This window comes from Gordonia gummivorans (genome assembly GCF_022513585.1).
Taxonomy (GTDB): domain Bacteria; phylum Actinomycetota; class Actinomycetes; order Mycobacteriales; family Mycobacteriaceae; genus Gordonia.
In genome coordinates this window covers 34,963-48,658 of the sequence record NZ_JAKWBF010000014.1, presented here as the reverse complement: position 1 = coordinate 48,658, position 13,696 = coordinate 34,963, and the positions used below count along the sequence as shown (strand labels likewise).

At 68.0% G+C, this 13,696-nt stretch carries 4 protein-coding genes; 2 read left to right on the top strand and 2 right to left on the bottom strand.

Annotated elements, in window-relative coordinates:
* Positions 1–145: 145 nt before the first annotated feature.
* Together MKW15_RS12135 and MKW15_RS12130 are read right to left on the bottom strand one after the other, a co-directional pair.
* Positions 146–3,454, bottom strand: a complete 3,309-nt coding sequence (locus MKW15_RS12135; RefSeq protein WP_240857879.1) for an arabinosyltransferase domain-containing protein — start codon at positions 3,452–3,454, stop codon at positions 146–148.
* Positions 3,447–6,764 carry an arabinosyltransferase domain-containing protein gene (locus tag MKW15_RS12130; RefSeq protein ID WP_240857878.1) on the bottom strand — a complete coding sequence of 1,106 codons (3,318 nt, stop codon included), beginning with the start codon at positions 6,762–6,764 and terminating at the stop codon, positions 3,447–3,449. Before MKW15_RS12130 ends, MKW15_RS12135 begins: the two co-directional genes overlap by 8 nt.
* Before the next feature lie 135 nt (positions 6,765–6,899).
* Here MKW15_RS12130 and MKW15_RS12125 point away from each other — a divergent pair, with 135 nt between their 5' ends.
* Both MKW15_RS12125 and MKW15_RS12120 read left to right on the top strand, forming a co-directional pair.
* Positions 6,900–10,307, top strand: coding sequence for an arabinosyltransferase domain-containing protein (locus MKW15_RS12125; protein ID WP_240857877.1), 3,408 nt, complete (start codon positions 6,900–6,902; stop codon positions 10,305–10,307).
* The gene (locus MKW15_RS12120; protein WP_374247009.1) at positions 10,300–13,620 is read left to right on the top strand and encodes an arabinosyltransferase domain-containing protein; all 3,321 of its coding nucleotides are present in this window, start codon (positions 10,300–10,302) and stop codon (positions 13,618–13,620) included. Before MKW15_RS12125 ends, MKW15_RS12120 begins: the two co-directional genes overlap by 8 nt.
* Positions 13,621–13,696 lie beyond the last annotated feature (76 nt).

Here is a 13,696-nt window from a genome sequence, read left to right as displayed (position 1 = left end):
GGTGACATGAATATGGTTGTCTCACCAGGCCCTTCGAGGCTCGTCGCTTGCGCTCCTCGCACCTCAGGGAGCGGGTGGCGCTGCACGGTCAACAGTTGGGGACGCACGATCAACGGTTGGGGACGCACGATCAACAAGGTTGAGGTCAGTTCTTGACCGCGCGCATCGGTCCGGGTGTCCACCAGCCCCAGTGGACGTCCTCGGTGAGGTCGATCTGGGCGGGCACTTGCGGTTTCAGCGGAGTCAGTTGCTGCAGACTGCCCCAGTCCTTGGCCCAGTCGTTGCGGAGATAGGCCGGCAGGACGGTCGGGCGCAATTCGTTCTCCACGATGCCGAGCGGGCCGCCGTAGTCACCGGCCATCCAGCGGCGCGAGTTCACGCGCTCGCCTTCGGCGTCGGGGGTGATGCGCCACATCGGGGTCTCCAGAACCCCGTTGTGGACCGACGCCGGACGCTGGCACGGGAAGGCGAAGGCCACCTCCCAGTCGAGCAGCACCGGATCTTCGCCACCGACAAGCGAATTCAGCGTCACCAGGTTCGACACCCGGGGCGGTGTGACGGCCAGCCACTGCGCTTGGTCGGCCGAGGTGTCGTCGGCGACGACGCGCACCACCGTCGCGCGCGGCGGCGCCTGGTCCAGCGGGAAGCGCAGGTTGCGCCACTCGGGTGCGGCGTCGAGGTCGAGCGGGATCATCGATGCAACGGTGGTGACCCGACCGTCCGGCTCGACCCGGCCGAACTCGAGCCGCAGCTTCTGACCCGGATGGCGCACGGCGAGTTCGTCGATGTACTCGACTTTTCCGGCCACCGACATGGTGACAAGCGGACGGTCCGCGCCCCGCGCCGGGAGTTGGTACCAGTCGGACTGCAGGTGGCCGAGACCCGTTGGGGTCCCGTAGGTTCCCAGCACCGGGACCAGTTGCGGGTTGAGGCCGAACGGAAGTTTGACCATCGACCCGTTCACGCCCTTGGACGTGGTTGTCCCGCCGCCGGTGTCGGCGGAACCGGCGGTGCCGCTGGGTTCCTGCTGTGCCGCATTCGGATCGGTCTGGGTGCGGTCGACCTCGGTGTTCTCGTTGTCGTCGCCCTCCGAGTCGCTTTCCAGGTGCGACGACACGCCATTGGGGTCGAACCCGACCATGCCACGTCCGGCCAGCGCTGCACCGGGAGACGGATTGTTCTGCCCTGCAACGCGAGCCGGTGCCAGCAGACCCGTGTTGGGGTCCTTCTCGACGAGGACCGCGTCGGCCAGGGCGCATGGGTTCCCGCGCATCGCGTCGACGTTGGAACTCGCCCACGACCACGAATCACGCTGGGTGGAGATGGCTTTCGCGAACGACACGAAGGTGAAGGCGAGTACGACGGCGGAGATGATCGCCAGCGAGTACGTCGGTACGCGACGGAGCAGCCGATGGGTGCGCCCCGCATCGTGCACCGAGAAGGCGGGCACCTCACCGCGTTCGGCCAGCCGGTCGTCGCGGTAGTACTGCCAGGCTCCGTACAGGGTCAGTCCGACGGCAACCAGAAGGATCGGCACATATAGTCCTATGCCGCGCACGTTGGGCGTGTCGTCACCCCACGGGATGCCGTAGCTGCCGACGTACCACCATTGGTTGCGCCCGGCGAAGGTCACTGCGAGCGCGTACGCGGCTGCCGCCGCGACAAACGTGCGATTGCAGCGTCGTCGCATCACCGAGGGCTCCAGCAGAGCGGTCGCCGCAGCCGCCAGAACACCGGTGAGACAGGCGAAGGCACCCATCTGGTGGGTCGCCTTGGTGGGCACGAACGCGAGCACCGCCACCGCACCCGAGGTCACCGCGACCAGACGCCACAGCGGTGCGCTGGCAATCCGCGACACGCGACGTTTGCTCAACAGCGTGAGCACGATGATGATCACCGCGAGGATCGTGACGAAGATGCCCACCCGGCGTGCGATCGAACCGTCCGGCGTCGGGTTCAACAGGATGTAGTAGCGCATCGCCTCGGTCCACCATTTGTTGGTGGGGCCCACGATGCCCTGTACCTCGACGCCCTCCATGATCGACGCGAGCGACTGGTCGGCGAAGATCTCGAACAGCACCGCGAATCCGGCCGCCAGCAGTGGCACCAGGGTCGGCAGATATCCGTCGCGTCGGCCTCGTTCGCGGAGGCGCTTGAGGATCGGGCGCAGTGCCGCCAGCAGTGGCAGCACCGCGATGGCGCCGGCCGGATGAATCGTGAGAGTGAAGGCGGCGGAGATAATGCCAAGGCTCAACGGGAACAGGCGGCCGGTGGCGACGGCCCGCTCCACCAGGACCCAGGTCAGCAGGATGCCCACCGACAGTGCGGGTTCGACCCGCAGACCGTTGTTGAACGGCAGCCACACCGCGAGGAAGCCGAGGCCGGCGGCCCAGATCGCGGCGTTGGAGGTACTCACCGCCCGGCCGAGCCGGGGGATCGCGGCACGGCTGATGAGGAACCAGCCCGCCAGCGCAAACAGGAACGGCAGCAGCCGAAGCCACGGTGTCGCGGTGCTGACCTGCATCCAGAGGGACAGGTACTGGTAGTGCCAACCGAACGGGTCCTGTGGCGCACCGAAGTAGCGGTAGTAGTTGTCGAGATACCCCGCCCCGGGCGCCACACGTCCGACGGTGACCTGGTAACCGTCGTCGGCGGTGTTGCCGCCGATGAACATCCAGACCAGCAGAACTCCACCGACCACGACGTCGACCAGCCGTGGGCGCCACCACCGCGCGGGCAGCAGCTTTCGCAGTCGACGGCCGTCTCGCGCGTCGAGCACGGCGAGTGCGATCAACGACGCAAGCGTGCAGAGGATGCCGGCGATGAGCGCAAGACCCTTGAGGGTGGTGGGGCTCGTGCTGAACCGGGTGTCGATCGTCGACCGGTAGGAAAGCCCTTCGGTCGACGCGGTTCTCGGGAGGTCGGTGTACACGCCGATGATCTGCGGGCGCGCATTGGGATCGGCGAGGTCGAAACTCGTCACCCCGGCGTCGGACGTCATCCCCTCGACCGCGCCGCGCGTGCCGCTGGTGTCGGAATGAATGACGATGCGACACTGCGGGTTCTGCTGCGCCTGCGCGCGCGGAACACTGAGCAGTACGGCGTTGCGCTGGGTGACGTTGAGTCGCTCTGCGGTCGCCCGGACGAACAGTCCGACGGTGCCTGCCTCGGCGCCGTTCTCTGGCACCGTCGACAACAGCACGCCGCCCGCGGCCGGTAGTTGCGCACCGAGCGCACAGGGCACCGAGATGTCCATCGACACCGGCACATACGCGACGTTGGGCGCGGCGACGTTGCGCACCACGGGATTACCGGCCGCGTCCTCTTGCGGCCAGTTGAGTTCGGCCTTGGTATAGGACACCGGGAGGAACGGCGCGGAGAAGGCAAGCAGCACACCGAGAAGTCCGGCGACGACCGCGACAATGCGTGCAATTCGGAGACGTTGGTCAGTCATCCTGCGGCACCACCCTGATCGGTCCCGAGCGGCTCACGCCCCACGTCGTCTTCTCCCCCGTCGTCACCCGAGCCGGCGACATCTCCAGCGGGGTCAGCCGCTGCAGCCCACCCCAATCCCGATACCAGTCGTTGTCCAAGTAGGTCGCCACGGTGTCGGCGGTGGTCAGCGCCTCGGAGGTGGTGAGGATGCCGCCGTTGATCGCCGCCTGCCAGGTCTTGGACTTCGAGTTGGTGGTGACCTGATCGGGCACGATCCGCCAGGACGGCACCTCCATCACGCCGTTGCGGGTCGCCATCGGACGCTGGCACGGGAACTGGCTGCCCACCGAAAGGTCGAGCAGCACCGGCATTTCCGAGCCGACGACGTCTTGCAACGTCTTCACCTGCGGGGCCCGGGGCGGTGTGAACGCGAGCCACTCGTCGGGGCTCACGTTGTTGTCCTCCGCGACGATCCGCATGGCGGTCGCCCCGGCGGGCACCGCGTCCATCGGGATACGCAGGTTGCGCCACGGGCGGTTGGGCCGGACCGGTCCCGGATCGATCGGTACATAGCCGGGACCCATCGGGACGAACGAATTCCCCTCGGCCCGACCGAACTGCACCTTCAACGACCGCCCCGCCTGCGGAACCCCGTCCTGGTCGACCGAGAACACCGGACCCGCAGCGGTGATCACCAGCAGTGGCGACGAATCCTTGGGCGGCAGCCGGTACCAGTCGGAGGTGAGTTCGGCGGTCTCGTTGTCGTGTCCGTAACTGCCCAGCACGGGCGTGGTTTCGGGCTTCAGACCGAACGGCAGTTTCACTCGGCTGCCGTTGACGCCGACCGGCCCGGAGCCGCCGATGGTTCCCGGCGGGCCACCGGACACCACGAACGGCCGAGACAGGTCGCCGGAGGTGTTGATGGTGCCCGCACCCAGTGATGTCGGATCGGGCAGCAGGTCGGGGGCAACGCCGTCGGGCGTGAAGCCGGTGGATTCACCGGCGAGGGCCTTGGAGATGTCGGTGGTCCCGACGGGTTGCAGCGCACCGCGATTCGGGTCGTCCTCGACGAGCACATCGTCGGCCATGCCGCAGGTGTTGCCGGCCAGCGCGTGAATGTTCGCGCTGAACGTCGTGTAGGTGTCGAGCCGGGTCGCGGCGGCCTTGGCGAACAGCAAGAGTTCGACGAGCACGAGTGCGGTGGCGATCACCAGCATCGGCGACGACGCGATCGCCGTCTGCCACCGCGATTCTCGTGCGTCGCGGACGACGCCGCGTTCGGCGTCCACGTCGATGCGGACGTGGAACCAGACCGCCACTGCAAGCGCAATCACGGTGAGCACCAACAGGATCGACGAGAGCTGGATGCCGGCGATGGTCGGCGCCTTGTCGAACCAGGCGATGCCGAAGTCGTAGGCCCAACCCCACGCGTTCTTGCCGGCCGCGGCCACCGCGCTGGCAAACAGCAACACGGCGATGTACATCCACAGGTTGCGCGGCGAGCGTCGGGCGGCCGACGCCACGGCCACCGTCGCGACCGCCGTCATCGCGGCCGCAACCCCGGCGTAGATGCCGAACTGAACCGTCCACTTGGTCGGCGTGAACGACAGCAGCAGCACCGTGAGCAGCACAGCGCCGATCAGCCGCCACACCGGTCCGCGGTCGACCCCCCGAATATGCTTGCGGCGCAACAGCACTGCCATCGTGACGAACAGCGCAGCGAGGAACAACAGGAGCGGGACGCGGCGGACGAGACTGCCGTCGGGCGTGGTGAGCGACAGGAAGTAGTACCGGAGCAGTTCCTGGTACCAGGCCAGCGTCGGACCGACCGTGTACCGGATGCGCAGTGCCTCGGCCATCGATCCGAGGGTCTGGTCGCGGAACACCACGATCACCACGACGGCTGCCGCTGCAGCGATCCCGGCCACCAGCGGCGCGACGCCGTGCTCGCCGCGTCGGCGGCGAATGATCCGCAGCATCGGACGCGACCCGGCGATCAGCAGGGCAATGGCGATGACGCCATGGGGTGCCAGCGCCACGGTGGCCAGCGCCGCCAGGGCGGCGCTCGCCGCCGGCAGCATGCGGCGCGTCGCGATCGCCTGCTCGACCCCCCACCAGGTGAGCAACGAACCCAGCACGATGATGCCCTCGCTGCGCAGGCCGCTGCACAACGGCATCCAGAACGCCACAAAGACCGCGGCCGCCGTCAGCATTGCCCACTGGGAGCGACGCACCGCACCACCGAGCCGCGGCAGCAGCACCCGGCTCAGGATGAACCACGACACCAGACCGCCCACCAGCGCGGGCAGCCGCATCCAGATGCCGGCGGTGGAGATCGTCGACCACTGGGCGAGAAAGCTGTAGTACCAGTCGAACGGTGCCTCGGGGATGCCGTGGAATCGGTAGTAGTTGGCCAGGAAACCGGCGTCGGACCCGTTGCGGCCCATGTTCAGGATGTAACCGTCGTCCGACGACCCGGCACCCAGGAAGTGCCACACCACGAGGACCGCGGTGACCGCGAGGTCGGCGACGCGGGGGCGGAAGAGACGACGCCAGTCGATCCGGCCGACGCGGCGGTGGTAGCCGCCCCGGACGTCGAGGACGGCGGTGGCGACGAAGGCCAGAACGGCGGCCAGGATGCCGAGGATCATCACCAGCAGTTTGAGCACGGTGGGGCTGGTGTCGAATCGGTTGTCGATGTCGACGCGGACCGCGAGACCGTCGCGCACGGAGTTGCGGACCCCGATCGGCTCCATGTCCGTGAACACCCCGGACACCTGCGGCAGATCCGATGGGCCGGCCGAACCGGTGCGTCCGGCCCCAACCGCCCGCGCGTCGATCATGGTCGCGGTCGACCACACGTGCAGCCGCTCGGTGCGCGCCAGGTCGGCGCGCGGCACACGCAGCAGTTCTTTGCCCCGCAAGCTCACCAGGACGCCGTCGGGGCCGGTGGTCACGAACAGACCCTTGTCCATGGCGCCGGGCGCCTGCACAGGCATCGTCGACACCAGCACAAACCGTGCGGTACCCGCCCTGGGGGTGGTCTCGCCGTTCTCGACGGCCCGACGCAGCGTGGTACCGCCGATGGTGATGTCGAGACCTGCCGGGGTCTGCGTCACCAGGGGTGACACCACCGACGAGTCGGTCTCCTGCGGCCAGCTGATACTTGCCGTGTGCTCGGTGACCGGCAGCAGGGGCGTCAGGATCGCCGCCGCGACCGCGACGATCCCCGCGACCACGGCGGTCAGCGCCCAGCGGCGGCTCGTCGAGGTGGCGCCATCGGTTGGCGTTGCCGGGGTGTCGGCAGCGGCGGCAGAATCGGTGGTCATCAGTTGGTGACCCTAGTGGAGAGCGGAACGCTCGATCGGTACCGGTGGCAAACCTCGTCGCTGCGCTCGCCCTCTCACGGCCATCTGACCTACATGAGTAGGTGCTCTCAGGCATCTCGCTTACCATCAGACATCGTGCCTGTGACAGCCCCGACCTCTGCGTCAGCAGCAGATCAACCGACCGGCACCGATTCCGGTCGGGTCTCGGTGGGCACGGCCGCAACCGTGGCCATCGTCGCCGGTGTACTCGGTGTGATCCTGTGCGCGCTGACCCCGCTGCTGCCGGTGAAAGCCACCGACGCATCCTTCGACTGGCCGCGCAACCAGCCGCTTTCCGCCGATACCGCCTCGGTGACGGCCCCACTGATCGCCCAGACGCCGCGGAGCCTGGACGTCACCATTCCCTGTACGACGCTGAGGTCGACCATCCTTCCGGCGCTGCCTCGCGAGGGCGGCGTGATCCTGGCGACCATGCCGGCGAACGCCCCCAAGGCCAAGGCGTCGGCCTTGTTCGTCACGGCGACCGCAGACGCGGTGACCGTGACCTTCCGCAACACCGTCGCCGCGACGGCCTCCCGCGCCGACCTGGCGCGATGCAGTGAACTGCGCATCTGGTCGGCCACCGGCGTCGGTGCGCAGTTCGTCGGACTCGGGCAAGCGCGCCCGACGGGTCTGCCGCCCGACAAACGCCCGCAGGTCGACGGTGTGTTCACCGCAGTACCCACCGCCGCGGTACGGGCCGCCACAGGGCTGGCAGTGCACGTACAGATCGACAACCGCTACGAGAGCTCGCCGTCGGTGCTGAAGCTGATCGTGATGGTGCTCGCGGTGCTGTGCGTGCTCGTCGCCCTCGTTGCGCTCTACCTGCTCGATCGGTTCGACGCGCCGACCGTTCGCCGACCGCATCGCACCGGCCCGTGGTGGTCGTCCCTGCGTCCTCGGCTGACCGACGTCGTAGTTACCGCAGTGCTTCTGATCTGGCTCCTCCTGGGCGCCGGCAGCCCCGACGACGGCTACATCCTCAACATGGGCCGCACGGCCGACGGATTCGGCTACCTCGCCAACTACTACCGCTTCTATGGCATCCCCGAAGCGCCGTTCGACTGGTATTACAGCTTCCTCGCCCATTGGGCGGCGGTGTCGCCGTCGATCCTGTGGATGCACATCCCGGCCTTGATCGCGGGGCTGGCGTCGTGGTTCATCCTGAGTCGCGTGCTGCTGCCCCGGCTCGGTGCGACGGTTCGGTCGAGCGGTTGGGCACTCTGGGCGGCCGCGTTGACGTTCACCGCGTTCTGGCTGCCCTACTGCAGCGGCCTGCGCAGCGAGGGCATCATCGTGCTCGGGTCGCTGCTCACCTGGTGGGCCGCCGAGCAGGCCATCGACACACGACGCCTCCTCCCGGCGGCACTCGCCGCGATCGCGGCGACGTTCACCCTGGCTCTCGCGCCGCATGGCGTGATCGGCGTGGCCATCCTGCTGGTCGCTGCACGCCCGCTGCTGCACATCCTGCTGGACCGTCGTGATTCGGCCCGCTCGCTTCGCTCCCGGCGCCGGGAGGCGGGTGGCGGCATCACCGGCACCCTGGCGCTCATCGCTCCGATCGCAGCCGCCGGGATGCTGGTCATGGTGGTCGTCTTCCGCGATCAGACACTGGCGACGGTCGCCGAGGCGATGAAGCTGCGCTACCAGATCGGGCCGGTGATCGGCTGGCATCAGGAGTTCCTGCGGTACTACTTCATCACCGTTCCCACCGAGGACGGCGCACTCACCCGCCGGGTGCCGTTGCTGCTGCTGTTGGCCGGTCTGATCGTGACCGTCGCGGTGATGCTGCGGCGCGGCCGCATCCGTGGTGTCACGCCCGGTCCGGCGTGGCGCCTCGTCGGCGCCATCGGCGTCACGCTGCTGCTGTTCGCGTTCACCCCGACCAAGTGGACGGTCCAGTTCGGTGTGCTGGCCGGTCTCGCGGCGGCGATCGCGGCGACCGCAACGCTGGCGGTCGCCCAGTCGGCCGCGCGTTCGGCGCGAAACCTCACCGTGTTCGTGTCCGGCCTGTGCTTCGCCCTCGCCGCGGCGCTCGCCGGCTACAACGCGTGGCCGTTCGTCTACGAGTACGGCATCTCCTGGTTCGACCGCGCGCCGGTCATCGCCGGATACGGGGCGTCGACGATGTTCCTGATTCTCGCGATCATCACCGCCGCGATCGCGGTCTGGCAGCACCTGCGACTCGACTACGTCGAGAACAAGGGCCTGGCACACACCACCGACGGGCCGGGCGAGAGCAAAGCCGACCGCCGCCGCCTGTTCCTCGCGTCGTCGCCGATCGCGGTGATCGCCGGACTCATGGTGGTCGCCGAACTGCTTGTGTTCGCCAAGGCCGCGGTGACGCGCTATCCCGCGGTCACCGTGTTCTCCGAGAACGTCGACGCACTGCGGGGCAACAGCTGTGCAATGGCCGACGAGGTTCTGGTGGAACAGGATCCGAATGCGGGCATGCTGACGCCGGCCGGCGGATTGTCGGCGACCGCTGCGCTCACCGGCACCGGTTCGGTGGGGTTCACCCCCGACGGGATTCCGCTGAACCTGTCGCCCGAACCGGGTAGTCAACGTCCGGGTCAGATGAATGTGGCGGCCAGTTTCGCCAAACCGTTCTCGATCACCGGCGGCCTGGGCGCGGGCACCACCGGCGGCGTCGGCCCGACGACCGTCAACGGCTCGAATGTGTTGCTGCCCTTCGGGCTCGACCCCAAGACGACTCCGGTGCTGGGTAGCTACGGCCACGTCGGTGAAGCGCGACTGACCACCGGTGCCTACGAATTGCCCACCAACAGAGCGGTTTCGCCGCTCCTGGTGTTCAGCACCGCGGGTGCGGTGTCGACCATCGACACCTTCGGGGTGCGCAACTTCGGCCAGAAACTCGTTGTGCAGTTCGGCAGGCCGGGACCCGGTGGCACCTTCGTCCAGGTCGGCCCCGACGTGCTGCCGATCGATCCGGGACCGGTGATCACCAACCGGTCGTGGCGCAATCTCCGAGTGCCGATGGCCGCGGCACCGCCCGCCGCGTCGTTGCTGCGACTGTCGTTGCTGGACAACAACCTCGGGCAGTACCAGTTCATCGGCATCACGCCGCCGCGCGCGCCACGACTGCAAAGTCTGCAGGCCGTCGTCGGGTCCGCGGCGCCGACCCTGATCGACTTCAGCGCGGCCGCGCACTTCCCATGTCAGCGACCGATGCAGGTGTCGCACGGCGTCGCCGAGGTGCCGCAGTGGCGCATCCTGCCCGACTACCCGCTCGCCAACTCTCAGTCCAAGACGTGGCAGGCCGCGAGAGACGGTGGCCTGCTGTCGATCTCGGAGTCCATGACCACACCGCAGGCGGTCTCGACCTATCTGAAGGACGACTGGGCGCGCGACTGGGGTGCGCTGGAACGACTCACCCCGCTGGCGACGGGGGCACCGCCGGCACGTGTGGAGACAACGCAGATGACGCAATGGGGTTGGTCGCGAAGCAGTTCGATCAGGGTGGAGCCGCAGGCGGATGAGTGAGCCAACCACGACCATGGGGTCCACCGAAGACGCGAAGCCGCGCAACTACCGCAACATCAAGATCGCCGCAGTCCTCACCGGTCTGCTGGGATTCCTGATGGCGATCGTGACCCCGCTGCTTCCGGTGAATCAGACCACCGCGGAACTCAACTGGCCGCAGGGTGACACCGTCTCGGATGTCGCCGCTCCGCTGGTGTCCTATGTGCCGATCGACATGGACGTGACGGTTCCGTGTTCGTTGGCCACCCGGTTGCCGGCGGCCGGCGGTGTGCTGCTGTCGACCATCCCCGAACAGGGCCAGGATTCCGCTGCCCGGGGTCTGTTCGTCCGGGCCACCGCCGATACCCTCACGGTCACCGACCGCGACGTCGTCATCCTCAACACCCCGCGGGCAGCTGCGCAGTCGAACCCGCAATGCCGCATCGTCTTCCACGCCGACGGCAGCGGCGTCACCGCACGATTCGACAATGTCGCCGCCACCCCGGCCAACGGCCAGGTGACCTTCTCGATCCCCGACCAGGAGATGCGACCGCAGATCGTCGGCATCTACAGCGATCTGCCGGCCGACGCCGCGCGCGATGGACTGTCGCTGCACGCCACCATCGACACCCGATACGTGAGCACGCCAACGGCACTCAAGCTGACGGTGATCATCCTCGGCATCCTCATGACCATCGGATCGCTGGTGGCTCTCGGCATGCTCGACCAACGGGATGGTCGGGGACACCGGCGATTCCTGCCGTCGGGTTGGTGGACCATCCGCGGTCCGGACGTCGCAGTGTTCCTGATTCTCGCCTTCTGGTGGTTCATGGGGGCCAACACGTCCGACGACGGATACAACTTCATCGTCGGGCGGATCACCGGCGGAGCAGGCTACGCCGACAACTATTTCCGGTACTTCGGCGTCCCACAGGACCCGTTCGGCTGGCATTTCCAGGTGATCTCGGCGATGAGTCACGTCAGCCTGTCGGCACCCTGGATGCGGCTCCCCGCGTTCCTGCTGGGGCTGTTGGGCTGGTGGCTGATCAGCCGTGAGGTCATTCCCCGGCTGGGCCGGGCCGTACGCAACAGCACACCCGCGGTGTGGTCGGCGGCATTCGTTTTCCTCGCAATCTGGTTGCCGTACAACAACGGTCTGCGTCCCGAACCCGCCGAGGCCGTCGGCGCGCTGCTGACGTGGTGCTGCGTCGAACGTGCCATCGCCACGCGGCGACTGCTCCCCTACGCGGTGGCGGTGGTCGCGGCCGCGTTCACCCTCGCACTGGCACCCGGCGGCCTGATGGCGGTGGCCGCACTGCTGGCGGGCATCCGTCCGATCATCAAGACCCTGGTGAGCCGACGGCGTCGTGATGGGTTGCTGCCCATGCTCGCACCGATCCTGGCCGCCGGAACGGCCGTGCTCTTCCAGATCTTCGCCGACCAACCGTTGATGCCCTTGGTCGCGGGTAACCAGGTGGCCACCGACGTCGGTCCGACGCTGGAATGGTGGCAAGAGCCGGTGCGCTACTACTACCTCATCCTGCCGACCGCCGACGGCACCCTCGCACGACGCTTCGGCGTGCTGACGATGATCCTGTGCCTGGTGGTCGTGCTGCTGCGACTGCTGCGTCGCGAACATCCGAACGGCGTTGCGCGCGCCCCGATCTGGCGGCTCGTCGCGGTCACGCTGGGCACCATGTTCTTCATCTCGTTCACCCCGACCAAGTGGACTCACCACTTCGGCGTGTACGCGGGCATCGCGGCCGGCCTGGCCGCGGCGGCCGGTGCGATGATGGCGCCGGCGATCCTGCGCTCGCGACGCAACCGCACCTTCTTCGCCGCGGCGGTACTCGCGGTCACCGGCATGTCCTTCGCCGGGACCAACGGGTGGTGGTTCGTCGGCAGTTTCGGCGTGCCGTGGTGGGATCGTCCGCCGTCGATCGGTCCGATCAAGCTGGGCTGGACCTTCCTGGTGTTCGCGGTGATCACGGCCCTGGTTGGCCTGTGGTTCCACTTCCGCGACGACTACGTCGACGAACAGACCAAGACCGGCCACTCCCAACACTGGTACTCGAAGCTCAAGTTCTCACCGCTGCCGGTGATCGCCGGCTTCGTGGTGCTGTTCATGGTCGCCTCGTTCATCAAGGGCGCCTACGAGCAGCGCGACTCCTGGTCGTGGGCAAAGTCGAATGCCCGTGCACTGACCGGAAATTCGTGCGGACTCGCCAACGACGTGCTCGTCGAGGCCGACCCCACCGCCGGGGTGCTCGCACCCGCGGCGGTCGACGGTCGGCAACCGCCTACCGTCTCCGCAGCGCTATCCGGTCCGCGCGCAACCGGTTTCACACCCGACGGCGTGCCCGACCGGTTGTCCGTCGACGCCACCGAGGGTCAGGATTCGACCACCTCGGCGCAGAACACCGCGCAGACCGGCGCAGGCGCCGATGAAGCCTCCGACGAGGAGAACGCGTCCGCGCAGGGCGGCACCGAGGGCGGCAAGGGTGGTGTCCGCGGCGTCAACGGCTCCACCGTCCGACTGCCTTTCGGGCTCGACCCGGCAAAGACCCCGGTGCTCGGCTCGTACGGATCTCCTTCGGGCACAGCGTCGTTGACCACCGACTGGTATCAACTGCCGCCCCGCGATGCCGACGCCCCGCTCCTCACCGTCGCGGTGGCCGGATCGGTCGAGGCCGTCGACGGTATCGGCGTCGTCCATCCGGGCCAGAAGGTGGTGGTCCAATACGGTCGCGTCGACGCGTCGGGCAAGGTGATCCCCGTGGGCATCCGGACCCCGATCGACGTTGCCGAGGCCCCGATCTGGCGCAACCTCCGATACCCGTTGTCGGACGCGCCGGGTGGAGCGACAGTTGTACGTGTCGTCGTCGAGGACACGTCAGCCGCACCCGCCGAGTGGGTGGCCATCACTCCACCCCGGGTGAGCCGACTCGGCACCCTCAACGAGGTTGTCGGGACCACCGATCCGGTCTTCATCGACTGGCTGCCCGGATTCGTGTTCCCGTGCCAGCAGCCGATGAAGGTCGCCAACGGTGTCCTCGAGGTGCCCAAGTGGCGCATCATGCCCGACGCCGAGGCCACCCGGAAGAACAGCCAGACCTGGATGTCCGGAAAGGCCGGTGGCCCACTGGGTATCACCGAGGCGATGCTGTATCCGACGCTGCTGCCCACGTACCTGCGCAACAACTGGGGCCGCGATTGGGGTGGGCTGCAACGCTTCACCGAGATCGCACCGGCACCACCGGCGCAGTTGGAGATCGGCACCGCCCGACGGTCGGGCATGTACGACCCGGCACCGATGCGGTCGAGCGGGTACTGACCCCCGACCACTCGCTGACGGCGGGGCCGTTACCCCGCCGTTATCAGCGTCTCGGTTGAGTTGCCGTCGTGCTGCG